Source organism: Paenibacillus sp. 19GGS1-52 (genome assembly GCF_022369515.1).
Lineage (GTDB): Bacteria > Bacillota > Bacilli > Paenibacillales > Paenibacillaceae > Paenibacillus_AQ.
Map to the genome: position 1 here is coordinate 4,897,794 of NZ_CP059724.1, position 24,752 is coordinate 4,922,545.

Annotated in this window: 23 protein-coding genes; 10 read left to right on the forward strand and 13 right to left on the reverse strand. The window is 49.0% G+C overall.

The window, feature by feature from the left end; all coding sequences use genetic code 11:
• Positions 1-47: 47 nt before the first annotated feature.
• Complete coding sequence (locus H1230_RS22880; protein WP_239712170.1) at positions 48-1,160, reverse strand: citrate/2-methylcitrate synthase; 1,113 nt, start codon at positions 1,158-1,160, stop codon at positions 48-50.
• A gap of 404 nt (positions 1,161-1,564) precedes the next feature.
• Here H1230_RS22880 and ytvI point away from each other — a divergent pair, with 404 nt between their 5' ends.
• Entirely contained in the window at positions 1,565-2,680 is a 1,116-nt protein-coding gene (gene ytvI / locus H1230_RS22885) for a sporulation integral membrane protein YtvI (protein WP_239712171.1), read from the forward strand.
• Positions 2,681-2,874: 194 nt separating this feature from the next.
• On the opposite strand, the gene H1230_RS22890 is transcribed toward ytvI, so the two are convergent.
• The 3 genes from H1230_RS22890 to H1230_RS22900 are packed head-to-tail and all read right to left on the reverse strand — an operon-like array spanning position 2,875 to position 5,023.
• Positions 2,875-3,273 carry an FxsA family protein gene (locus tag H1230_RS22890; protein ID WP_239712172.1) on the reverse strand — a complete coding sequence of 133 codons (399 nt, stop codon included), beginning with the start codon at positions 3,271-3,273 and terminating at the stop codon, positions 2,875-2,877.
• A gap of 2 nt (positions 3,274-3,275) precedes the next feature.
• Positions 3,276-3,806, reverse strand: a complete 531-nt coding sequence (locus H1230_RS22895; protein ID WP_239712173.1) for an acyl-CoA thioesterase — start codon at positions 3,804-3,806, stop codon at positions 3,276-3,278.
• 41 nt (positions 3,807-3,847) lie between these two features.
• Complete coding sequence (locus H1230_RS22900) at positions 3,848-5,023, reverse strand: MFS transporter (RefSeq protein WP_239712174.1); 1,176 nt, start codon at positions 5,021-5,023, stop codon at positions 3,848-3,850.
• Positions 5,024-5,124: 101 nt separating this feature from the next.
• Here H1230_RS22900 and H1230_RS22905 point away from each other — a divergent pair, with 101 nt between their 5' ends.
• Positions 5,125-5,877 (forward strand): G1 family glutamic endopeptidase, encoded by a 753-nt coding sequence (locus H1230_RS22905; RefSeq protein ID WP_239712175.1) that lies wholly within the window; start codon positions 5,125-5,127, stop codon positions 5,875-5,877.
• Between the two features lie 140 nt (positions 5,878-6,017).
• Here the strand turns inward: H1230_RS22905 and pyk are convergent, their stop codons facing one another.
• From pyk to H1230_RS22935, 6 genes are all read right to left on the reverse strand, one after another.
• Positions 6,018-7,436 (reverse strand): pyruvate kinase, encoded by a 1,419-nt coding sequence (pyk, locus tag H1230_RS22910; RefSeq protein WP_239712176.1) that lies wholly within the window; start codon positions 7,434-7,436, stop codon positions 6,018-6,020.
• 331 nt (positions 7,437-7,767) lie between these two features.
• Complete coding sequence (locus H1230_RS22915; protein WP_239712177.1) at positions 7,768-8,769, reverse strand: acetyl-CoA carboxylase carboxyltransferase subunit alpha; 1,002 nt, start codon at positions 8,767-8,769, stop codon at positions 7,768-7,770.
• A 1-nt stretch (position 8,770) separates the two neighbouring features.
• Positions 8,771-9,664 carry an acetyl-CoA carboxylase, carboxyltransferase subunit beta gene (accD, locus tag H1230_RS22920; protein ID WP_239712178.1) on the reverse strand — a complete coding sequence of 298 codons (894 nt, stop codon included), beginning with the start codon at positions 9,662-9,664 and terminating at the stop codon, positions 8,771-8,773.
• Between the two features lie 77 nt (positions 9,665-9,741).
• A complete protein-coding gene (locus tag H1230_RS22925; RefSeq protein WP_239712179.1) occupies positions 9,742-9,930 on the reverse strand; it encodes a glutamate decarboxylase in 189 nt (62 codons plus the stop codon).
• Positions 9,931-10,161: 231 nt separating this feature from the next.
• A complete protein-coding gene (locus H1230_RS22930) occupies positions 10,162-10,662 on the reverse strand; it encodes a phosphatidylglycerophosphatase A family protein (protein WP_239712180.1) in 501 nt (166 codons plus the stop codon).
• Between the two features lie 73 nt (positions 10,663-10,735).
• Positions 10,736-14,464, reverse strand: coding sequence for a DNA polymerase III subunit alpha (locus tag H1230_RS22935; protein ID WP_239712181.1), 3,729 nt, complete (start codon positions 14,462-14,464; stop codon positions 10,736-10,738).
• A 146-nt stretch (positions 14,465-14,610) separates the two neighbouring features.
• Here H1230_RS22935 and H1230_RS22940 point away from each other — a divergent pair, with 146 nt between their 5' ends.
• From H1230_RS22940 to H1230_RS22950, 3 genes are all read left to right on the forward strand, one after another.
• Positions 14,611-14,934, forward strand: coding sequence for a YtrH family sporulation protein (locus H1230_RS22940; protein ID WP_239712182.1), 324 nt, complete (start codon positions 14,611-14,613; stop codon positions 14,932-14,934).
• A gap of 5 nt (positions 14,935-14,939) precedes the next feature.
• A complete protein-coding gene (locus H1230_RS22945) occupies positions 14,940-15,443 on the forward strand; it encodes a sporulation membrane protein YtrI (protein WP_239712183.1) in 504 nt (167 codons plus the stop codon).
• A gap of 101 nt (positions 15,444-15,544) precedes the next feature.
• Positions 15,545-15,856 (forward strand): YtpI family protein, encoded by a 312-nt coding sequence (locus H1230_RS22950; protein ID WP_239712184.1) that lies wholly within the window; start codon positions 15,545-15,547, stop codon positions 15,854-15,856.
• A 119-nt stretch (positions 15,857-15,975) separates the two neighbouring features.
• Here H1230_RS22950 and H1230_RS22955 read toward each other — a convergent pair whose 3' ends face one another.
• Positions 15,976-17,310 carry a DRTGG domain-containing protein gene (locus H1230_RS22955; RefSeq protein ID WP_239712185.1) on the reverse strand — a complete coding sequence of 445 codons (1,335 nt, stop codon included), beginning with the start codon at positions 17,308-17,310 and terminating at the stop codon, positions 15,976-15,978.
• Between the two features lie 172 nt (positions 17,311-17,482).
• Positions 17,483-17,764: a hypothetical protein gene (locus H1230_RS22960; RefSeq protein WP_239712186.1), complete on the reverse strand. Its 282-nt coding sequence runs from the start codon at positions 17,762-17,764 to the stop codon at positions 17,483-17,485.
• 207 nt (positions 17,765-17,971) lie between these two features.
• Here H1230_RS22960 and H1230_RS22965 point away from each other — a divergent pair, with 207 nt between their 5' ends.
• A complete protein-coding gene (locus H1230_RS22965) occupies positions 17,972-18,547 on the forward strand; it encodes an LURP-one-related family protein (RefSeq protein WP_239712187.1) in 576 nt (191 codons plus the stop codon).
• 479 nt (positions 18,548-19,026) lie between these two features.
• Here the strand turns inward: H1230_RS22965 and H1230_RS22970 are convergent, their stop codons facing one another.
• Positions 19,027-19,368 (reverse strand): YlbF/YmcA family competence regulator, encoded by a 342-nt coding sequence (locus H1230_RS22970; protein WP_154117975.1) that lies wholly within the window; start codon positions 19,366-19,368, stop codon positions 19,027-19,029.
• 323 nt (positions 19,369-19,691) lie between these two features.
• Here H1230_RS22970 and H1230_RS22975 point away from each other — a divergent pair, with 323 nt between their 5' ends.
• The 4 genes from H1230_RS22975 to H1230_RS22990 are packed head-to-tail and all read left to right on the forward strand — an operon-like array spanning position 19,692 to position 24,732.
• Positions 19,692-21,059, forward strand: coding sequence for a YheC/YheD family endospore coat-associated protein (locus tag H1230_RS22975; protein ID WP_239712188.1), 1,368 nt, complete (start codon positions 19,692-19,694; stop codon positions 21,057-21,059).
• Between the two features lie 10 nt (positions 21,060-21,069).
• Complete coding sequence (locus H1230_RS22980) at positions 21,070-22,236, forward strand: YheC/YheD family endospore coat-associated protein (protein ID WP_239712189.1); 1,167 nt, start codon at positions 21,070-21,072, stop codon at positions 22,234-22,236.
• A gap of 13 nt (positions 22,237-22,249) precedes the next feature.
• Entirely contained in the window at positions 22,250-23,623 is a 1,374-nt protein-coding gene (locus H1230_RS22985) for a YheC/YheD family endospore coat-associated protein (protein WP_239712190.1), read from the forward strand.
• Positions 23,620-24,732: a YheC/YheD family endospore coat-associated protein gene (locus H1230_RS22990; protein ID WP_239712191.1), complete on the forward strand. Its 1,113-nt coding sequence runs from the start codon at positions 23,620-23,622 to the stop codon at positions 24,730-24,732. The genes H1230_RS22985 and H1230_RS22990 overlap by 4 nt, the downstream gene beginning before the upstream one ends.
• The last annotated feature ends 20 nt before the right edge of the window (positions 24,733-24,752 follow it).

The following is a 24,752-nucleotide window of genomic DNA, read 5'->3' on the forward strand; positions in this document are numbered from 1 at the left end:
CAGGTTAATTCTACTAAATTAGAGAAGTGGCCTGCAAGGCCACTCTATTAACGTTCATCAATCGGGTTATATTTCTGTTCTACAAGGCCCGTATATTCCGCACGTGGACGAATGAGACGGTTATCCTCATATTGCTCCAAAATATGCGCAGTCCACCCCGAAGCCCGGCTGATGGCAAAAATCGGCGTAAATAACTCTCTGTCGATACCCAGCTGCGTATATACGGAAGCTGAATAGAAATCAACATTCGGCTTCAGACCTTTTTGCCCAGTGATCATTTCTTCAATCTTCACGGACATATCATAGAGCGTAGTATCATTCTTCATTGTGCCAAGCTCCAGCGACATCTTCATCAGATGTTTCGCACGCGGATCGCCATTCTTATATACACGGTGACCAAAACCCATGATCTTCTCACGGCGCTCCAGCTTCGCACGGACATAAGGCTCAACGGCTTCCAGACTTCCGATTTCCTCGAGCATCTTCATTACAGCCTCATTGGCACCACCGTGCAACGGACCTTTGAGTGCGCCTATCGCCGAGGTAACACCAGAATAGATATCAGATAATGTAGCAACCGTAACCCGTCCGGCAAAGGTAGATGCGTTCAATTCGTGGTCGGCATGCAGCACGAGTGCAGTATCAAGTGCCTTCACGGACACGAGATCAGGCTGCTTTCCCCATAACATGTAGAGGAAATTTTCGGCAATGGAAGCGCTCTCCTTTGGAGCCACCGGCTCCAAGCCTTTGCGAATACGGGCCAACGCCGCTACAATCGTCGGAATTTGGGCCTGCAGTTTCACTGCTTTGACTTCATTAGCCGCACGGCTCATATCTTCTGCCTCTGCATCATAAAGAGCAAGACTTGATACAGCAGACCGCAATGCGGCCATCGTATTGGCTTCTTTCGGATACAATTTCATTTGGGCAATCAGTTGCTCCGGAATGGGAGCGAACTTGTTGAGATCACGCTGTAACGCTTGTAGCTCAGGCGCTGTCGGCAGCTTGCCGAACCAAAGCAAATAAGCGGTTTCTTCGAAAGTGGCATTCTCCGCGAGATCATCGATATCAAAACCGCGGTAAGTTAGCACACCGTCAACAATAGAGCTGATGGAAGAAGTTGTTGCAACAATACCTTCAAGGCCTTTGGTTGCTGTCATAAGTAGATCTCTCCTTTGCACAAAAGAGTATTTAAAAGCCATTCCTTAAATTCATGAAAACATTTACAACTCTAAGTATTGCAAGTAATTGAATGAGCGACGATAAACCAAACCTACCAGGATGCAGCTTTACTTTCGGAATTAGAAGCTCTAATCATCATACCGGATTTTGACGGTTATGTGAACAACGTGGAAGCTTTGTAGCGCATCAAATGATTTTATCGGAGAGATAGAAAAAAAAATCCATCCTTTTGTTTCATGATTGCGCTTTCAGTGTATAGAGGATGCTCCTATATTGCTTTTCCCTTGTTTCGTAGTCTTTAAATATGATCTATGAATATACATAAGACGAGCTTTTATTCCTGTAAGTAAAATAGATTAATGGATCTGAGGAGGCAAGCAGCATGGACCGATCGGTCTTAAAAAGGCTTCTGCGCGGCCTGTGGGTCGTGCTAGCCACCACTTCTTTACTGCTGGCGCTTTATGTACTTCTGCCGCTATTATACCCCTTGCTGCTCGCTTGGCTGCTTGCTTACATCATGCACCCACTCGTGCTAATTCTTAAAGGCTTTAAGCTGCCATCCTGGCTAGCAGTGTCCTTATCGCTGCTGTTCTACATTGGCGGAACCGCACTGGTGCTGACCGCTCTGATTACCCGGCTTGTTAAAGAACTGATTGTGCTGCTCCAGACCTTTAATCTCCATACCGAACAATGGCGGGAGCTGCTGCTATCCTGGAGTCGGAATGCCAGCATTCAGAATATTATTAACCAAATCAATCAGTTCTACCACGATAATCCCGGTTATCATTCCACAATTGACAGCAATATCAGCAGAACTACAGAAACAGTGGGTTATGCCGTAACCCAGCTGGTTACCGGATTCTTCAATGTGATTCTAAAGCTGATCTCGGCGCTGCCCAGCATGGGCACCATTCTGATTGTGGTCGTGCTGGCTGCATTCTTCCTCAGTACGGGCTGGGAGCGGCATAACGACAGATGGACGGGCTTGCTGCCCACTCCACTCCTGAAGCCGGTGTCGGCTATCTGGAGGGATCTGCGCAAAGCACTCGTCGGCTATCTCAGGGCACAAGTAATCCTCATTTCCATCACAGCGGTAATCGTCAGTATAGGTCTGCTGCTGCTCGGTGTAAATTCCGCATTAGCCCTCGGGCTGATGATCGGCTTTGTCGATTTGCTGCCTTATCTCGGTGTAGGCATCGTAATGCTGCCCTGGGCACTCTATTCTTACATGACTAGCAATCTGGGATTAGGTATAGGATTGTCGGTACTGTACGCAGTTATTCTCGTCACCCGGCAGGTGCTAGAGCCAAAAGTGCTCGCCAGCAGCATTGGACTGGACCCGCTCGCCATGCTGATCGGAATGTTCGCCGGGCTGCAGCTATTCGGCATGTTGGGTCTGATTCTTGGCCCCGTTTGTCTCGTGATTCTTAATGCATTTAACCGCGCGGGCGTATTCAGGGCCTTGCACAGCTATATCGTCAGCGGCAGATTGCACTGAAGCAAGATGAAACGGCTTCGCCGTCCTTTATATGGACAGCACCCGTTTCTTCGAGAAATATACGGATAAATTATTGCGTGAAACCTATAAATTCTTATATTTATATAAAAAAACAGAGCAGTTCCCGTCTCTTGGCGACAGGCTCCGCTCTGTTTTTTGCTTTATGGCAGGACCCTTACTTAAAGGCCCCACTTTTACCGCCGGTAAAAGGTGAATGTGCCATTTTTCATTTTTTTCTCGATCCATTTTAAAAGAAATCCACGGTACACTGGCCGCGTCAACGGAAACACCAGGGTAAATCCGATAATATCGGTGACGAATCCGGGCAGAATCAGCAATAAGCCGCCGAAAAACACGCATAACCCATCCAGCATCATCCGGCCAGGAACCCGGCCCTCCTGCATATGCGTTTTACTATCCTGCAGCACCTTCTTGCCCTCGAAACGCATCATCAAAAAGCCGATAATGGAGGTGCCTATCACCAGCAGCAACGTTTTGGGTGCTCCTAGATAACCTGCTACATATATAAACCCTAATAATTCCACGGCCGGGACGATAAACAATGCTGCCCAAAGCCACTTGCTTCTAATCATACTTAACTCCCTTCTTGCCGCAGCACTCCTGTTATTGCCTGAAACAGTTCCGGTAGAGCTCTATCCAGCCTAGTCGGTCTCCAATCCTTATTCAACCAGACATGGCTTGTAGAACCGGTGACAAGCAGCTTTCCCGAAGGATGAAGCGGATTAGGCAGGCTTTCCTGCTCTTCAGTGTTCGAAAAGCTTTCAGTCCCGCCATACTCCTCCTCCGAAAGCAGCCGTACTTCATACTCGTATACAACTCTCAGCGCGGTAAACGTAGTCAACCGCGCATAAATGGCGATACGATCATCATATCTCGCCGGACTTTTAAATTGCAAATCTGCAGCGGTAACGGGAAGCAGTATTCCCTTGCTCTCCAGCCCACGGTAGGTGAAGCCCAACTGGCGAAACATCTCCGTACGGCCGCATTCAAACCAGTTTAAATAGTTAGCATGATAGACCACACCCATTTGATCACTTTCCTGATAACGGACGCGAAAAGTACTCGCATACCAACGACTGGGCAGGCCTAGATCACGTGATTCCATAAGAACAATGCTCCTTTCTACTTGTTAGCAGTGAAAAGGCTCTAGACGCCAATTCCTTTTGAAGCTACAGGAAGCTTGCGTTGGGAGCTTCTGGCCACATACAGCAGCAAAGCCGCTCCTGCGATTGCACTCAACATACAGGACAGATTCATGGCCCCTACGCCCCCTTGTTTAAACAAGAAACCGTTCAGTAAATTCCCGACAATCCCTGCGAAGCCGGAGAAAACCATATTGAATATGCTTTGGCCCGTTGCCTGCATCTCGGAGGAAGTGATCTGGGAGACGTATTCGACCGCTGCAATATAAAAGAATCCGAAGGATAACCCGTGCAACACCTGCACCCCAATCATCACTGACGGATACGGGAAGGCAACCTGAATTCCCCAGCGCAGGACATAGATGATTGCTCCGAGCAGCAATGTACGTTCTCTGCCCAGCTTTTTGATGACCTTAGAGGCGTAAAGCATGGAGGGTACGTTAGTCACGGATGCAATGAACAGCGCTATGCCGGCATAACGGGTAGAACCCCCCACAGACTGAAAAGCGAGTACAAAATACGTACCGAAGGCCGTCATCGTCTGATTTACAAGAAAGCTCCCACCCAAAAAGGCCAGAAAGATCCGATTACCCAGCAGTTGTTTCACACCTTGGCTGAGGGACTGGCTCATCATATGATTTTCTTCCGCCTGCTTAGGCAATGTCATAGCTATGACTACCGCCAGCAGATTGAAAAAGAGAAAAGGTATCCAAATCGATGAGACAGAGAAAGTCGATACGTACAAGCCACCCCCAAAGGACCCTACAGCCGCTCCAATGCTGAGCATAAGCCGAATGCTGCCATAAGTCGAACCTGCCTTCTTCGCTGCCGCTATGGCGTAAGAATCAGCGATAGGGGCCTGTGTTGACGAGAAGATCGTTGAGATCGTGAAGACCAGCAGCAGCACCAGGAAATATTCAGAGCGATAAAAGACAGCCAGCAGTGCTGGCACAGCCACACTTAGGATAAGCACCAAGCGAGTCTGATTATACCGATCGGAGATAATGCCCCACATTGGCTGGATACATAAAGCAATCAGCGTCCCTGTGGCCATCAGTATGCCGACCTGTCCAGCGTCGAGCCCATTGTTGACTAGCAACAGTGTTAGATAAGAGCCAAATGAGCCGCCTGCCAGTCCTAAAAAGAGATAAAAGCCGCGCAGCTTCACTATTTTTTCCATTTATACTAAAATTCCTCTCCATGCCTTTTTTTACAGAATACCCATACAGCTCATCCCTTTATCGCATTAAATACAACAGAAACAATAAAGGCGGTGAACTGATGAATTTAAACAATACTATTAAGTTACATCAACCATGCGTTACTGACAAATCTAATACAGGAAAAGCAAAGAGTTCCGGCTTCGGCTGGTCATCCGGGAACTGGAGTGGTTACGCAATCACCGGTAAAAAAGGAGCATTTCAGCGTATTTCCGGCGAGTGGCGTGTCCCTTATGTAAGACCCACCTCCAAATCAACCTATTCCTCTGCATGGATCGGGATCGACGGCTTTAAGAACAGCAGCCTAATTCAGACGGGAACAGGCCATGAATACGTAAATGGCAATGCCCGTTATTATGCCTGGTGGGAAATTCTACCTGCTGCTGAGACGGTTATTCGGCAAACCGTTTGTCCGGGAGATCTGATGCGGGCGTCGATCGTTAAGGTTAGCCGCTGCAAATGGTCAATTACAATCAGCAATCTAAGCCGGAAATGGACCTTCCGGACGCTGCAGAGTTACAGCGGACCCCAAGCCTCCGCTGAATGGATCATGGAAGCACCACAGATTGATGGCAGCATTGCCAAACTCGCCCGTGTGTCGCCGACCTACTTTAACCGCTGTCGGATTAACGGCAGGAGTCCAAAGCTTACACCCTCTAAGGGAGGTATTATGATTCAGAATTATGTTACGCTTGCTGTACCCTCTTATCCCAATGCTAACGGTGACGCGTTTGTGGTCAAGCGGTTATACTCTAAAATGCCACCTCTTGTATATTCTAGAAGCCCCATTCTGATTTCTCCTAACCACAAGTAATAACTTTCATTACAATAGCATATATGGATTTGTCAAAACGTTCAATCTTGATTTATCCATCAAAAAAAGCAATGGCAGATTACACCATTGCTTTTGGTCATGAATAAAAAATTCTATCATGTCATTCTTGAAAGCCTTTATTATGAGATAGTCTCAACTTTAATCAGGTTAGTCGAACCGGAACGGCCCAGTGGGATACCTGCAGTAATAATAACTAGATCTCCAGTAGTAACCAATCCGGAATCTTTACCGCCTTTAATTGCTGTTTCCAGCAATTCGTCTGTCGAAGAAGCTTCTAAACCGAATACTGGAGTTACGCCCCATACCAGCGCCAATTGACGCATAGTTCTTTCCTGAGTTGTTACTGCAATGATTTGGGCTTTAGGACGGTATTTGGAAACAACACGTGCAGTGTGACCCGTAACAGTCGAAGAAATAATCGCTTTAGCATTCAAATCCAGAGCGGAAATGGCAACGGATTGGCTGATTGCTTCAGTAACAGTAGTCTCTTGTGCGATTTGTTGCTTCATGAAGATTTCACGGTGGTTCAGTGCAGATTCAGCCTTCTCAGCAATGCGGGACATTGTCAGTACGGATTCAACTGGATATTTACCGGCAGCCGTTTCACCAGAAAGCATGATTGCATCTGTTCCGTCAAAAATAGCGTTAGCTACGTCACTCGCTTCAGCGCGGGTAGGACGCGGGTTGCGCTGCATGGAATCTAGCATTTGTGTAGCAGTGATAACCGGTTTGCCGGCGATATTACATTTTTCAATCATCATTTTTTGAGCCAATGGCACATCTTCAGCCGGGATTTCCACACCAAGGTCGCCACGTGCAACCATCATGCCATCGGAAACCGCCAAAATTTCATCAAGGTTATCAACACCTTGTTGGTTTTCGATTTTGGAAATGATTTGAATGTGGGATGCATTGTGTTTCTCCAGCAACTCACGAATTTCCAGAACGTCGCTAGCTTTACGAACGAAGGAAGCGGCGATAAAATCGATGTCCTGTTCGATCCCGAAAATGATATCGTTGGTGTCTTTTTCCGTAATGCCCGGTAAGGAGATGTGTACTCCTGGTACGTTAACGCCTTTCTTGCTCTTGATCGTACCGCCGTTAACAATGCGTGTCTTGATTTCTGTACCCTGAATGTCGACAACTGTCAGACCAATAAGGCCGTCATCGATAAGGATAGTTGAACCCACTTGAACATCATTAGGAAGATTGCTGTAAGTGATCGAAATACGGTTTGCATCACCAAGGATTTCTTCCGTAGTCAATGTCAAATACTCATCCTGAACCAGTTCAATCGGTTCCACTTCCAGCTTGCCAGTACGAATCTCAGGTCCTTTCGTATCGAGCAGGATTGCAACAGTTTTGTTCAATTCCTTCGATGCTTGACGGATCGTTGTGATCCGGGCACCATGCTCTTCGAAATCGCCGTGGGAGAAGTTCAGACGGGCTACATTCATACCGGCCAAAATCAATTTTTTGATATTCTCCAACGATTCACTAGCAGGACCAATCGTACATACAATTTTACTTTTCCGCATTAGGTTTTCCTCCGTTTTTTCGTTCTCTCTGTCTCACTTTTTCCAACTACAAAATCTACTATAAGGCTTAATGATTAAATAGGAACTTTATCACATACACCTTTATCTACACCCCTATGAATATTACTGCAACTTGGACACAAAATCAATGTTATAGCGACTTTTCACTCTAATTTCAAGTCGAATTTTGTGCCTGCACGTTCACAATAAAAATAACCCCGGTAGCTTATCGGGATTATTTTTATAGAAAAAAATGTATAATTAGCCCATTTTTGAAAATAGAGCTGAATGATATTGCTATATGTGTTAAAGTGCAAATGAATCGGCCTATTTACTCTTCGCTTACAGCCTCTTCTTCAGGAAGCGTTAGCTCCTGCTGGGTCTCGGCAAACTCACCAATTTTACGGAATTTACGGTAGCGATCTTCTTTAAGCTCCGCAGAATCCAAAGTGGACAGTTCCTGCAAATGACGCCATAGAACATCCTTGATATTCGCTGCTGTAGTCTCGTAATCCCGGTGTGCACCGCCCTTAGGCTCCGGAACGATCTCCTCGATCACTTCCATACCCAGCAAATCATCAGCAGTAATCTTCATAGCTTCTGCTGCCTGATCTGCCTTTGAGGCATCTTTCCACAAAATAGACGCGGCTCCATTAGGGGAAATTGCCGAATAAATCGCATGCTCAAGCATCAGCACACGATTGCCGACAGCCAGTGCCAAGGCACCACCACTTCCGCCTTCTCCGATTACCACGCAGATGACTGGAACACCAAGCTGGGACATCTCCCGCAAATTACGGGCGATCGCTTCAGATTGGCCTCTCTCCTCTGCTGTATTGCCAGGATAAGCACCCTTCGTATCGATAAAGGTTATAATCGGACGCCGGAACTTGTCCGCCTGCTGCATCAGACGAAGCGCCTTGCGGAAGCCCTCGGGATGCGCGCTGCCGAAGAAACGCAAAATATTCTCTTTAGTATCTTTACCGCGCTGCTGGCCGATCACTGTGACCGGAATGCCATTCAGCTTGCCGATGCCGCCTACAACTGCAAGATCATCGCCAAACAGGCGATCTCCATGCAGTTCAATAAAATCAGTGAAGATCAGTCCTATAAGATCAAGGGATGTCGGGCGTCCCTGATGACGGGCCAAATGCATTTTCTGAGATGGAGAAATGTTAGAGTACAGTTCTTCTTCCAATATGCGGTAGCGCTCCTCCAGCCGGGCGACCTCATCGCTGAAATCAATCCCCTTCTCTTCTCCGAACTGTTTCAGCTCGGCGATCTTCTTGCGCATTTCAACCAGAGGCATTTCAAAAGGCAACTCTCCTGCCAACCTAAAATCCCCCTTTCACGTCATGCAATTCCAAAATCTTGGTCAGTGTTGCCCGCAATTCCTTGCGGTGTACTACTAAATCCAGCTGTCCGTGCTGCAGATTAAACTCCGCGGTCTGAAAATCATCCGGCAGCTTCTGGCGAATGGTCTGCTCAATCACAATCCTTCCGGCAAAACCAAAAACTGCCCCAGGCTCAGCAATATTAATATCGCCCAGGCTGGCAAAGCTTGCCGAAACTCCGCCGGTTGTCGGATCCGTAATGACCGAAATGTATAGTCCTCCTGCTTCGTCAAAACGAGCCAACGCTGCGCTCGTCTTCGCCATCTGCATAAGACTAAGGATGCTCTCCTGCATTCTGGCTCCGCCCGAGGTTGAGAAAATCAGCATTGGAAGCCGTTTCTCCGTAGCCACCTCGACAGCGCGGGTAATCTTCTCTCCAACGACCGAGCCCATGCTTCCGGAGAAAAATTCAAAATTCATCACAGCAACGATAACTGGATGACCGCCGATACTTCCCTGTCCGGTAATCACAGCATCAAGTTGTCCAGTTTTCAGTTGCTGCTGTTCCAGCTTGGAAGCATAGCCAGGAAAATGCAGTGGGTCTACAGATGTCATCTCGCTGTCAAACTGGGTAAAACCTTCAGGGTCTAGCATCATTGCAATACGCTCCGTGGCGTTCAGGCGCATATGATAACCGCAGGACGGACATACCTTTAGATTCTTCTCCAGCTCTTTGCTGTACTGAATCGTTCCGCACTTGTTGCACTTATTCATAAGTCCTTCAGGAATCTCCCGTTTCGGGCGTTCCCCTTCCGCCGGTCCACCGCTCCGCTCCAGACGTTCTGAAGGAATAGTCGCGTACTTTCGTTTTTTCTGAAATAAATCTTTAAACACAACCGCACCTCTTCAGCCGTTTATTTGCGTTATGCAGCTTGCCGCTGTCATGACTGCTCTCTAGATGGAATTTAAATTCAGGGATGCAGAATCAGATTAAGGGCTTCCTGCACTTCCTCAAGCTCACCCGAAGGAACCAGAACCTCAAACTGCTGCTTGGACATATTGATTGGACGGCATTCTACCAGAAATCCTTCTTCCATCAGCTTGCTCTTAATCATATCCGCCACTCTGGCGGTCGGAGCAATATATATTACCGTCCACATGCCCTGCGAGGCCTCCCTCATCTTAATTCCTAGCCGTATCCCGTATAATGGAATCATGATAACACAGTTTTCTTTTTTCCCGCAACAGGAGTTACAGGAAGGAAGCAAGACCGGGGCAGGCTGCGCTAGAGCTATATTTCCATACTGACCAGAAACGCTTGAATACAGTATTCATCTCGAAATTAGCTCATGAAGAACTGTATAATTAGGAGGCTAAATCTGGTAGAACCCTTATTCCGTGCCTGTGATATGTGGGTATACTTTCGCCCCTTCATGCCGATGCGCAATTCTAGCAGAAGCCGCTGCCGCTACACTTGCAACCAGGTCGTCCAGAAATACATGAATGCTACTCTTATCATCGTTCAGTTTGCCAATGATTCCAAGCTTTATTTTATCCAGATAACCGAAGCCGGTTAGTCCAATCATCCCATATACCCCTGTGATCCCTAGCGCCAGAGTCTCGTCCGCCCCGTAAAGTGACTCATCCGCCTCCATAACCGCTTGCAGCGGCTGTGGCAGCAACCCCTTCTCCGCCAGCTCATCAAGGGCAATCCCCGTCATCAATGTATACTGCACCTCTCGTTTACCAAGAACTGCTTTGACACTAGAAAGACATTCCTCTTCGGATAAATCGGAATAATAGGCCGACTGCAAGATATAGACGATCTCTGCAATAGAAGTAAGCGATACTCCTCTTCGCTCCAGCAGTTCCACTGCCATTTGATAGGACATGATGTAATTCCCCTTTCCGCACAGGAAGAACCCTGTGGTTCCCTAATGTATGCGGAAAGTAGGCAAAATGTGCTTATTTTATTCTCACTGTGCCTGTCCCAAGCATTGCCTCGATAGACGCGAACAATTTCTCTGAAGGCTTGATCCTATAGCTATCGCTAAGCGCCAGCAGCTTCTGCTCCCGCTCGTAGAACAGCAGAGTGGCGGCAGCGCCGGGATGGCTCTGCAGCAGCTCCTTGAGGCGCGACAGCAGCGCCGCATTCTCGGTAGCAGGCGTGATCTTGATAAAGACACGCTGCGTGTTCTGCGCGGCGGGAGGAAGCCGATCCGCAGCGCTCGCATTGGCGGTGGAGGGGCGGCGCTGGCCGGAGGCCACAGCCCCAGACGCCGCTGGCGGGGTTGTGGCAGGCGCTGGCGCTGCTGCGCCGCCGGCGGTAGGGCGGGCGCCGCTGGTCCCGGCGGCGCTGTGGTTGGCGGCGCTAGTGCCAGCGCCACCAACCCGGCCAGCAGGAGCCGCGCCAGGCGCTCCTGCTGGCCCTGCGCGGCCCTGGCCGGATGGCCGGGCCGCAGCCGCACTGCGGCGCTGCAGCAAGCCGCGGACGGCGTCCGCGGCGAGCGGCGCCACCTCCTCGGCCAGCAGCTTGAAGCCTTCGTCTTCTTGCTGCACCTTGGCGCGCAGTGCCAAGAGCGCGCCCTTCTCGATCAGGCTGCGGCTTCGCTTCCACACCTCGGGAAAGAACACGACCTCGCAGCGCTCGATCTGGTCCTCCCATACCACGAAGGCCATGGCTTTGCCCTGCTTCGTGGTAATTTCCTTGACGGAGACAACCATGCCTGCCGTCACTGTCCCACTCTCATCTGCAGCCTCGCCAAGATCCATCAGCCGCTGCATGCCAGGTTCCTCCAGCAGTACGGCGCTATCATCCAGCGGATGGCCCGAAAGATACAGACCGAGCAGTTCACGCTCCAGCTCAAGCTGCTGCCCTACCGTGAATTTTGGGATTTCCGGATAACGAATTTCCCAGTTTGGAGTTTCAATCAGATCATCAAAGAGCTGAATTTGCAGCTCGTCCCGCTCCTTGCGCCATTTGACCGCAGCATCAACCGTCTCATCCAGCATGGCCAACAGTTGGGCCCGATGCCCCGGCAGACGATCAAAAGCTCCGGCCTGCAGCAAAGATTCCACCACCCGCTTATTGCAGACGCGCAGATCAACACGACGGCAGAAATCAAGCAGGCTATCGAACGGACGCTCCTTGCGGACAGCAATAATGTTATCAACAGCTAATATACCAACGTTCTTAACCGCAGCTAGGCCGAAACGGATATGGCCCGTAGCGGTACCTGGTACCGGAGTAAACAACACGCCACTCTCATTCACATCCGGCGGCAATACACCAATGCCCGTGCGGCGGCATTCCAGCACATATTCTGCCACCTTGCGGTGGGTTCCCATCACAGCTGTAAGCATGGAAGCCATAAACTGCACGGGGTAATGAGCCTTCAGATAAGCTGTCTGGAATGCCAGCACGCCGTAAGCTGCGGCATGAGCGCGCGGGAAGCCGTAATCAGCAAACCGTACAATCATATCGTAGACAGCATTTGCATCTGTTTCGGTGTATCCCTGCTGCAAGCTGCCTTGTACGAAGTGGCTGCGCTCCTTGTCCAGCGTCTCACGTTTCTTCTTCGAAACCGCCCGGCGCAGCAGATCCGCCTCACCTAATGAGAAGCCTGCCATCAGGGAAGCAATCTGCATTATCTGCTCCTGATAGACGATAATCCCATAGGTATCTGCCAAGATTGGCGCTAGATCAGGATGCGGATATTCGACCTCGATTAGTCCATGCTTGCCTCCGATATACTTGGAGATAAACTCCATCGGGCCTGGACGATACAGCGCAAGCACGGATACAATATCCTCAAATCCGGTAGGCTTCAAATCCTTCAGGACCCGCCTTACGCCTGCAGACTCCATTTGAAACACTCCAGCCGTTTCGCCGATCCCAAGCATCTCGTAAGTCATGGCATCATCATCGGGAACAATACGGAAATCCGGAACACTTCCGGTCATTTCCCTGATCGAATTCATGCAGCGCTCGATAATTGACAGCGTGCGCAGACCCAGAAAATCCATCTTCAGCAGTCCGACACTTTCCAGATGCTCCATCGAATACTGGGTCAGAGCCGTACTTTCATTTCCTTCCTGCAGCGGTACGGCATCGGTTAGAGGTCCTTTGGAAATGACGATCCCGGCAGCATGCGTCGAAGCATGGCGCGGCATACCCTCGACCTTCATTGCCATGTCCAGCAGCCCTTTTATCTTGGAATTATTGTCATACAGCGCTTGCAGCTCCGGTGTGCTCGTCAGCGCCCGGGCAATGCTGATCCCAAGCTGCCCCGGAATAAGCTTAGCCGCCTTATCTACCTCGTTGTACGGAAGATTCAGCGCCCGTCCGACGTCCCGCACAGCGGCTCGCGCAGCCATCGTTCCAAATGTAATAATCTGGGCTACATGCTCTCTTCCGTATTTCTCCACGACATAGGCAATAACCTCTTCACGCCGTTCGTCGCTGAAGTCAATATCAATATCAGGCATTGAGATCCGCTCCGGATTCAGAAACCGCTCGAAGAGCAGGTTATATCGGAGCGGGTCCACATCGGTAATCCGCAGGGCATAAGCCGTCAGACTGCCTGCAGAGGAGCCGCGACCTGGACCAACAGCAATCCCTTTACGATGAGCATAGGCGATAAAATCCCAAACGATCAGAAAATAATCGCAAAAGCCCATTTTTTCAATAACACCCAGCTCATAGGTCAGTCGCTGCTCCGCGGTCTCCCGCTCTTCTGGAGATGCCCATAACGGCGTGTCAGCGTAACGTTCCTCCAGCCCTCGCCAGCACAGCTCACGTAAATAGGCCGCAGAATCCATGCCTTCCGGAAGCGGTGCATAGGCTGGCAATATATGATTGCCAAAGGTAAGCTCCAGATTGCATTTCTCAGCGATCAAGAGCGTGTTCGCCAGCGCCTGTGGCACATGCGGGAATAAGGCCGCCATCTGCTCAGGACTCTTCATAAACAGCTGGTCTGTTCCAATCTTAAAGCGTTCCTCATCATCCACCGTTTTGCCCGTGCCAATGCAGATCAACACATCCTGAACTTCGGAATCCTCCTGCTGCAGATAATGGACATCATTGGTGGCAACCAAAGGAATGTCGCAGGCAGCGGCCAGAGCAATCAGCTTCGGATTAACTCTCTTCTGCTCCCCAATACCGTGGTCCTGCAGCTCCAGATAGAAATCCTCTCCAAAAATCTCCTTATAGCGCAGCGCCGCCTTGCGCGCCTCCTCATCCCGTCCATGCAGCAGGTGCTGCGGAACTTCTCCGCCGAGGCAGGCACTCAGGCAGATAATACCCTCCGAATGCGCAGCGAGAACCTCCATATCGATACGCGGCTTATAATGCTGGCCTTCCAGATGACCGATAGAGATCAGTTTCATCAGATTTCTATAACCGATCTGATTCTTGACGAGCAAGATCAAATGATAAATCGGTTGATCCTTGCGGCTGCCCCGTTCACGGCGCGAACCTGCGGTTAAATAGGCTTCGCAGCCAATAATCGGTTTAATGCCCTTCTCTATGCACGCTTTATAAAAGGGGATGGCCCCATACATGACTCCATGATCCGTTAGCGCCAGCGACTTCATGCCATATTCGCCGGCTCGGCGCACAAGATCGGTAATACGCGCCGCTCCGTCCAGTAAACTGTATTCGCTGTGCACATGCAAATGCACGAAAGAGCTCATAACCCCACTTCCTTCCACTTGAGAAATCAACCATAAGATGTAACTATTTTATCATATTAGAGGGGGAACCGCCCATACAATGGATTAAGAGCATAGCATAGGGACAGGCAGAGCTGGCAGATGCCTTGTCTAAGAAAGGGGCCTCTATGAACATTTTTTTAAGCAAGGCTGTCCTCGATTTTTTTATTGCCTGCGGGATTGTGCTTGGCGGATCGATGTTGGGCGGCATAGGTGCAGTACTTTCTCTGCAGCCGCCGACAGAGACCATGCTCGATGTTGCTGACCGGATCAAGATATGGGCGCTGGCCGCTGCAGTCGGCGGTACGATCGACCCCATGCGGGTCATTGAGAGCAATATGCTTGGCGGCAATCTTTCCCCGGCCATCAAGCAAATATTGTATCTCGTCTTCGCTTTTTTAGGTGCCCATATGGGCAGTGAGCTTGTCAAATGGGTGTGCGGCAGGGGGTAGTTCTATTGAGGGTTCCGCCATTTCACCGCTTCCGCCAGTTCTCTCAGATTTCAGCTATATTCGTCCTCGGGATGGTTGTGGGAAGCGTTGTATACAATGCTATTTTTCATATGGGGTATAACATGCTGTGGCTGCATAATCAGGATCTGCGCGTGCAGATCGAGCAATATCAGAAGGATATCAAAACGCTCAAGAAATATAATAATACCTCTACCGTGATCAGAGAGATTAAGATCCGTGCAGAAGAAAACAAGATTAAAGAGAGCACGAGCGCCATGGACCCTGTGATCGCAAAAGAAATCATCAGTGAAATGGGCACAGACCTTGAACCGATGCGCGGTCGCAGCATGTTCGACATCGACACAGATGGCAAGCTGGCCCGGCTGCTGCTAAACGACAAAATATACATGGTGCGTGAAAAGGAGTATGCCGTTAGAATACGAACGATGCTCGTCATGGAAGGTGTATTGCAAATTTGGGTCGAGATCCATCCTTACAGACGCAACTGACGTTAAACCATGCTACAATAATGGACAGGTAAGACTTTGAATCATAAATGTATTCGTCATTCTTAAGCTTTGCATGACATGCTATAAGGAGCCGCCTGCCCATGATTATGCTCATTAAGTATTTGCTGTTTATCTTGCTGGTGGTCTTTGTCATTGGGGCCGCCGTGTACAGCCTTTCCTCTCGCCGGGCCTCAAACCCCCGAGACAAAGGACTGAAGCGGTCTGTCATGAATGTACTACTCGGAGCTATGCTAGTCACCTTAGCACTGATGTCCATGTTCCTGTTTCACGGATCTACGGTTAATATTATTGTAGAAGCAGCATTCCTCGTGATCGGCGCATTCAATATCTTCTCAGGACTGCGCAGCTACGGTTATTACAGCCGGACGAAGCCCGGAACTGAAGTGAAGTGAAAGACGGCACATGTTTCTCATATAAATAGACTATCCTCACTTAGAAAAAGCAGAGGATAGTCTATTGGACAGGTGAAATTCAGGCGTACTGCAGCTTTGATCTTCCGCCAATAAAGTTGCTATCCGTGGTCAATGGACTGCAGCATTAATACGGACTTGCCCACCAGGGTATCCAGATGGCTGATTTCAATTTCCAGTTTACAAGTCCGACGGCTAATCTCAAGCAGCTTCGGCATGACAATGACCGAGTGCTCAATCTGAACAGGCCGGATGAAATAGGTAGACATATTGTCCAGCACATAATCGTTTCCTGTTAGATCCTTAGCCGCCTTGAAAGCAGCAAGAGTCATGAGCGTAGAAAGTACACCTTCTGAGATTGTCCCGAGGTCCGTCGCCATCTGTGGTGTAATGAAGCCGTGAAAGAATAACTTGCCATTCTCATCCCGTTCATCCGCGAAACCATTCCAGATCAGATGATCAAACGTCTCCCCCAACTGAGGCTGGTTGCGGACATCGCGCAGACTTTGCAGCACCTCTTTGCGTGTAAGTGAACCCACCAATTTCCGGTTGCGATCCACGATTGGCAGGAAATCAATACCTTCCCACATCATGATCTGGGCGGCCGAAGCAAGCGACGTCTGCAGGACGGCTGTAATTGGACTGCGAATCATCGCTTTTTCAATGCTCTGCCCCTCCATGAGATCCTCCACATCACGGCGGCCGATGATTCCAATGACCCGATTCCATTCATCCGTTACGGGGAAACGCTGCTCTCCGGTTTCTTGTGACAGCTGGCGCAGTTCTGCAACAGTGCTTGCTATTTTCAAAGTATTCATACGGGGCTTGCTATCGACAATATCCTCAACAAGCATAATTTTCTTCTTAATGAGCCGGTCAAAAATCGCCCGGTTAATCATAGAAGCTACTGTAAACGTATCGTGTCTTGAGGAGATGACTGGTAAATCCAGCTCATCTGCCAGCGTCTTTACATCACGGCTTGTACCAAACCCGCCCGTAACCAGAACACCAGCCCCCTGCTCCAGTGCAAGCGAGTGCACATCGTCACGGTTGCCCACAATTAACAGGCTGTCAGCATCTATATAACGGATCATAGCGTCAACCTTCATAGCCCCGATTACATATTTATGAAGATGTTTTGTCAGACCGTTGGCTCCACCCAGAACATGACCCTCAACAATGTCTACCACATCTCCAAATGTAAGCTGCTCTGAAATATTACGGGGCGTTTTCTCGACACGAACTGTCCCGATCCGTTCCTTCGTAATCACAATTCCGAGATTTTCTGCTTCTTTAACTGCTCGATAAGCAGTACCCTCACTGACTCCCATTTCTTTTGCCAGCTTGCGGACGGATATCTTGGTACTTACCTTAAGACTTTCAATGTGCTGCAGCAGTTGCTCATGTTTGGTAATCGTATCGACTTGACCTTCCAACTGTTACACCTCCATGCTCCGATCTGTACTATACTGTACTCATTATAACGGAGAGAATAGCTCAGTACAACAGATTATCAAGCCATATCAAGAGAAAATAAAGAAACCCTGATCCGCCAAAAAAGCAGCGAATTCAGGGATTATTTATGTTCTTGCCACATTGAGTGTCTGCTTATCTTTGCGTAACCCGACCTTCTTCACTCCACTTGCCCGGCCACTGCTCGAGCTTGTGTTTACGTACAGCTTCCAGCCGTTTGGCCTTCTCCTCATCCACACCGATAATGAAATGCAAATGGGCAGCAATTACCAGAAAAGCGAAGATCGACCAGACCACACCAAAACCAAATACCCAGCTCGGCCCATTCGCGAGTGACAGCTTTGGCATTGCATACAAGAGCATGGCCAGGGCCACCAGCAGATATACCCCATGCTTAAACTTATTTCTTTTTCTCATGTGGGACAGCTCCTTCTAAAAAAGTTGATTCATGTGGAATCTATATCTCTACTCTATGAACGTTGTTCTTGAAATATGAGACAAGTCCAACAAAATTATGAATCACATTTGGTATTTTAGAGCCTTGTTGTTCATTTACAGGCATTTATATGGAATATACTGCTTATATATGAGATGATTGGTTTATTCTAGGGAGGCGACTTTGAATTGAATAATGCATTTAATCATACTCAATATACAATCCGCAAAAAAGTATTCTCTGTTCTAGGAGCAAAGCTGCATATTTATGATAGTGCGGAGGAGCTTGTTCTCTATTCGCAAATGAAAGCTTTTAAACTAAAAGAGGATATTGCCTTGTTCACCGATGAGAGCATGAATAAAGAGCTGTTACGTATCAAGGCGCGTAGTATCATTGACTTTGGCGCTACTTATGATGTGGTAGATACGGAAACCGGGGAACATATCGGCGCTCTTCGCCGCAAAGGACTCAAATCGATTCTGGTAGATGAATGGATTATACTAGACAAAAATGATCTGGAAATTGGAAAAATAAAGGAAAATAATGTTGCGCTTGCTCTATTACGGCGCTTTATCAGCTTCATCCCCCAGAGCTATAAGGTGGAGATGAACGGAAACAGCATTCCGATCTTCAAACAGAACTTCAACCCGTTCGTCACCAAAATCATGGCCGACTTCTCCGAAGATCAGAAAAGACTGCTAGATCGGCGTCTGGGTCTGGCTGCTGGTATCCTGCTCTGCGTAATCGAAGGCAAGCAGGACTAGTAGAGCCGAGTTCCTTTACGAATACTCTTGCAATTCATTGTGCCAGCCCATGCTCTGATGAGTCGAGGGCTGGCATTTTTTGGGGTAGCATAACTTGTTCGTTTACTGATAACTTATACCTCACTTATAGATGACCAGCAATCGATAATCCAACTTAATTAGTTGTCACGGGCTAATTGTAAAAAGTACAATTAAAAACAACTTTTATTCTTCTTGAAAGAGTTTAATTGCAGTTTGTGCAATTATTCACATGAGTTTAGGCGAATAAAGCGTTCCTCCTATTTTTTAGTTGTATAGAGTGCAATTAAAGTCAAATCCACGAGGTCAATGCCTGATATAGCTGCACAAACTACAACTAAACTTCACCTAACCTATCTACTAATGATTATTTATCGTGTGTAACCTATAAGTTATCATCTTTCAAAAAAAGGTGTCTCTTAAGCCAAGTGGCTCAAGAAACACCTTCATTTGGTTTGTCTTTATTGATTGCCATACAGTTGGGACAGGCTATCCGTAATAATTTTGTTTACATCCTCGATAACTACACTTAAGCGGCGCTCCGCATCGAACAAGCGACGGATGCCAAGGTTCAGATTCAACACCTCGAACAGTTTCTCCATCTTTTCCATTTCCTCGGGCGGAGGCATCTCTCCAGTCATCATCTGCTGCTGCAGATCTAGCTGGCTCTGCCGGAAGTTGTCCAGCATCCGTTTGCTATCAGGATCGGCATCCACAAGCTTCATCGCGCTGGTAATATCCGCGACCTCACTGCTCTCTTTAATCGCCCGTGCCAAATCATGTGCTTTGTCATAAACATTCATTATGATTCCTCCTAAAAGTTTTGTGAGCATCTGCTCCACTGAGTTACTTCGGACAAAACTGGCTTCGTAAGCATACGCTTAAGTTTTGTGAGCATCTGCTCCACTGAGTTACTTCGGACAAAACTGCTTCGTAAGCATACGCTTAAGTTTTGTGAGCATCTGCTTCACTGAGTTACTTCAGATTGCTTGATTTAATTCGGCAGCACGTTTTTTTAAAATATAGGTCAATCACCAAGGGTCAGATGTCTCCATATGATGAATGATATGTAACCCTTAGCTATCAAATTGCCGGCATCATGCTGCCTACCGGAAGGAGATCCACGATGTCCCAATTCAAGATCCCGGTCCATACGGTCCACTCGGGCATCCTGCAGGAAAACGCCGTAATGCTTGGCGAACGATCCATGAAAAGACTCAAAATCCCGGCACACGGAACTGTACAGCTGGCGTTCGGCTCTTTCCGACAGGAGGTTACCGTCATCCCAGTTCCCAAATCCGAAAATCTGCGTGTAAGTGAGGGGCTGGCGCGGCGGATCGGCTGGAATCCCCGACAGACACTAGGCGTTTCCTATAGCTCAGGAAACCGTACTTTGCGGCTGGGCCCGTTAATTGGAGTGCTAGTAAGTCGCGACCATCCGAATAATCCCGACAGGCTATTTGGCCCGATCACCCTGTTTTGCCGGGAATTAACGAATGCCTGCCAGGTACAGGGCGCCTATGTATACTTCTTCACTCCGGAGGCGCTGGAGCAACGCAGCTCTTCCATTCAGGGGTGGGTATACAGTGAGGGCTGGCGGAAGCTGAGTTTACCTATTGCCGACGTCATCAACAATCGGCTCACAACACGCAAAATGGAGAACAAACCTAGCGTACAGCATTTTTTGGCGGATGTAAAATCACGCTACGGAACTCATTTCTTCAACGAAAAGTTTCTCGACAAGACAGAAGTATTCGAGGCATTGGGCCATGATCCTGCCCTGCAGCGGTATTTGCCGGAATCCCATGCCTTAAGCGGCTTCGCCATCCTAAAAAAAATGTGCAACCACTACCCGAGCGTATTCCTGAAGCCAGTACGCGGCAGTCTCGGCAAAGGCATCCTCCGCATTTCTAAGGACGAAGGTGGAAGCTATCGGCTGTTGTCTACTACGCCGCTCGGTACACGCAAGCAGATTTATCCTAGTCTCACTAAGCTCTTTCAGGCCATTACACCCAAGATGAAGACCAATCGTTATCAGATTCAACAGGGTTTGCCTCTGATGGAGTTGGGAAGGCGACCCGTAGATTTCCGGGCGCTCGTACAGAAGAACGGCAGCGGCAAATGGGGGGTTACCTCGATTGTTGCCCGCACGGCCGGAAGTAATCATTTCGTGTCGAATTTGGCCCGAGGCGGCACCTTAAGCACGGTTCGTGAAGCGATTGGTAAAAGCAGTCTTCCTCCCGGTACGAAGGAAAGTGTGCAGTTGCAGCTGCCACGTGCAGCCTTGGCCATTGCGCGTGGTGTTGAAACCTATATTCCTGCTCATTTCGGAGAGCTTGGGATCGATCTTGCACTGGACCAATCTGGCCGGATTTGGTTGTTGGAAGTTAATTCCAAACCATCAAAGAATGATAATACACCACTTAACGATCAAAAAATAAGGCCCTCGGTCAAGCAAATGATTCTGTATTGCCGCTATTTGGCCGGGTTATAGGGAGGACATTATGACGGAAGCAGCAATGGGGTTCCTCGGCATTATGACTGGACATCGCCATGGAAATCCGCCTATCACAGAACCAGTCTTCTGCAGTCATTTATGTCGGGCAGCCCCGCTGTACAACCTGGATGTCCTCGTATTTCACCCAGATGGGGTAGCGGCAGACGGAAAAACCATAACCGGTTATTGTTGGAAAGACGGGAGCTGGCAAAGCACCCTCTCCACTCCGCCTGACATAGTGTATAATCGCTGCTTTTACGAAAGTCCGAGAGAACGAAGAAAAGCTTCAGCAGCACTCGCCGCTCTTTCCGAGTCTTTGCCCTGGTCACGCGGATTGCCCGATAAATGGGGTGTCTATGAAATATTAAGGGAAAACCGCAGAGCAGCTGTGCTCCTGCCGGAAACTAAGCTCTATACTGGCAGCCGTATTCTGGACACCATGCTCGCGGAAAGAGAATACGGCATCTTTCTGAAGCCAACGGCTGGTTCACATGGCAAACGAACTCTGCACGTTATACTGCAGAACAAGAGCTCTGGAGGCGCAATGAGAATAAAAGGAAGAGATGGGGCTAATACGCCCTTTCAATATACATTCGACACTCTGGAGGAAGGATTAGAGTGGATTCAGAACTTCATCGGCTCACGCCACTATATTATCCAACCCTATCTGCACCTAACCAGCAGTGAAGGACAGCCGTTCGATGTCCGTGTATTGATGCAAAAAAACGGCCATGGTGCCTGGAGTCTCACCGGTATGGTTGTCAGACTTGGAAGTCACGGCTCGCTAACTTCGAACCTGCATGGAGGTGGAACGGCTGTTCCAGCCCTGGCTTTTCTGAGTGCCGAGTATGGCCCTACTGGAAAATACATTATGGAGGAGATTGCCACAGAAGCAGCACTTCTGCCTCCCCTGCTGGAGGCTAGATGCGGCAGATTAGGCGAGCTCGGTCTTGATTTCGGTCTCGATCGCGGGGGCCGAATTCATCTACTGGAGGCCAATTCCAAGCCAGGACGAACGGCGTTCCGACTGACAGGCGACCGCCGGGCGCTGCGACTGGCCAATGAGAATCCGCTGCGCTACGCGCGCCATTTGCTGCTCACGCACCGGCGGATACCGATCCTGCCTGCGGACAGTTTTTGTTACAAGCAGGAGAATGATAACAATGGTTCCTAAGGAGGATTCATCAATGGGTCTCACTTTTTGCAATGTGCATTTCACCAAGCAGCCTCAAAGAGTTGTATACGTATCGGGTTCGCTGATGAAAAGCTTGAAGCTATCCGGGAAGAAGAACATCCGGCTGCGTCTAGGTAAAGATACGATACCGGCAATGATTAAACCCATCAAACGTGCCGGCAAGCATATGTTTCTCGCTTCGGGTGTTAAACGAGCAATCAAGGTTCCAAATACCGGCGGTATCTATCTGCGCAACCTGCAGAATGACGAATTCCAGCTTGGACCGCTGGTTGGTGTGTTATCTGACGGGCCTGCGTCCTCAGCCCAGCCCTTCGGCTCCCGCACGGGCTTTATTAAACAGTTGCTGCAAGAAGGAAGTAACAAGTGTTATATTTTTGCATTTATGCCGCGCGACATTGACTGGCAGCAGGAGCAGATAAATGGCTATTTTCTGACCGGAAGCGGTAAGTTTGAACGTAAAATAGTCCCTCTGCCTGATGTTGTATATAACCGTCTACCCAGCCGAAGGGCGGAGACATCACCCTATATTAACCAGCTCCGCGAACGATTTATGCGTAAGAAGATTCCTTATTTCAACTGGAGCTTTTTCAATAAATCGGATATTTACCGGCTTCTGGAAAATGATGGTGTAGCCAATGGTTTTGTGCCTGAAACGATTAGCAATCCGAGCACTGATAAAATGCGAGATATGCTGGACCGCCATCATTTCGTCTATTACAAACCTTCGGCGGGCAGTCTTGGACATGGAATCTACCGGCTTACCTATTTGCCAAAAAAAGGATATTTCGCCCGTTATCGCCGGGATGGCAAGAATGTACTGCTGCGCTTTTCAAGCTTTGACAGCCTGATGCGTATGCTGCGGGGCCGGCATGGTCATAGTCTGCAGAATTACATTGTTCAACAAGGGATTAGGCTGATCGAAATTGATGGCTGCCCCATCGATTTCCGCTTCCATATGCATAAGAATGGCAGCAATCAATGGGTCGTTGTCGGCATCGGTGCCAAGAAGGCGGGCCGGGGCAGCGTCACTACTCATCTTAAAAATGGTGGAGCCCTGCTTACGCCACAGCAGGCGCTTGGTCGTGTATTCGGCGCCAGAGCTGATGAAGTACTGCAGCGAGCCAAAGTAACAGCCGTCAAGCTGGCAGAATCGCTGGAGATTCAGCATCGGCATTTGTTGGGTGAAATTGGCTTTGACCTTGGGATTGATCAGGATGAAGATATCTGGATGTTCGAAGCCAATGCTAAACCGGGACGCTCTATCTTCCGTCACCCTTCCCTGCGTGCTGAGGGCAAAGCTTCCATCGAGCATATTCTGGAGCATTGTCTGTACCTCAGCAAATTCCGCAGGAGGGATGACATGTGAATACCCGCATTCCTGACGGCAGCAAACCTGTGATCGCAATATTGACAACCAGTGATAAACAAAGGCAATTTTGCGGAAACCGTAATAATTTCCGCGATATCATCCGTACTGGCAAAGATTTGGGATACCTAGTGTATGTAGTCACGGTCCGCGATCTAAAGCTGGATGAGCGGATCGTGAACGGCTATGTCCCTTCGCCTAGCGGCAGGGTATGGTATAGCATCCCGGTACCGCTACCGCAAATTGTCTATAATCGGATTCCTACCCGGGAAAGAGAAGAGCGGGAACCTGTTGTCCGCAAAATAGCTCAATGTCTGGAGCATCCAGATATACATCTATACAATCCGTTCTTTTTCAATAAATGGGACTTATTTGAATGGCTGAAAGGTTCGCGTGCGACGACTAAACATATTCCCAAAACCAGACGTCTACGCAGTTCTAATACGCTCTTGACCATGTTAAAAAATCATACCAGTCTTTACTTGAAACCGGAGGACGGCAAAGCAGGCAAGGGGATTATGAGACTTAGGTACAGAGACGAGGTCAGCTTGCCCTACCGTTTGCAAATCCAAAGCGGCAAAAGAAATGTGACTTACAAGGCGGCCTCCATGGACCGCCTCTGGGCACGCATCGGCAAAGAAAAAGGGGCGACACACTATATCGTGCAACAAGCTATTGAGCTGGCAACACACCGTGGACGCCCATTCGACCTCCGTGTATTGCTGCAAAAGAACGGTAGAGGCGCCTGGGCCGTAACGGGCATCGGTGCACGGTTAGCCGGAGCCCGCAGCATCACTACCCATGTACCGCGAGGTGGCAGCATCGAGGAGCCCGCCAGCATGCTGGAAGGAACCTTTGGTCCCGAACGGGCTGCTACCATCCTGAAAAACGTCCCTACAACTGCCTTGCTGATCGCTCGACAGATCGAGCGCGCCTCTGATTCCATTCTCGGAGAGATGTCCATGGACCTTGGAGTAGATGAGGAAGGAGGCCTCTGGTTCTTTGAGGCCAACTCCCGACCAATGAAATTTGATGAGCCGGCTATCCGCAAATTGTCACTGGAACGAATTTTTCAATACAGCCAGCATTTAGCTCGCCAACCCAAGTAGAAACTGTAAAGGAAGTGACG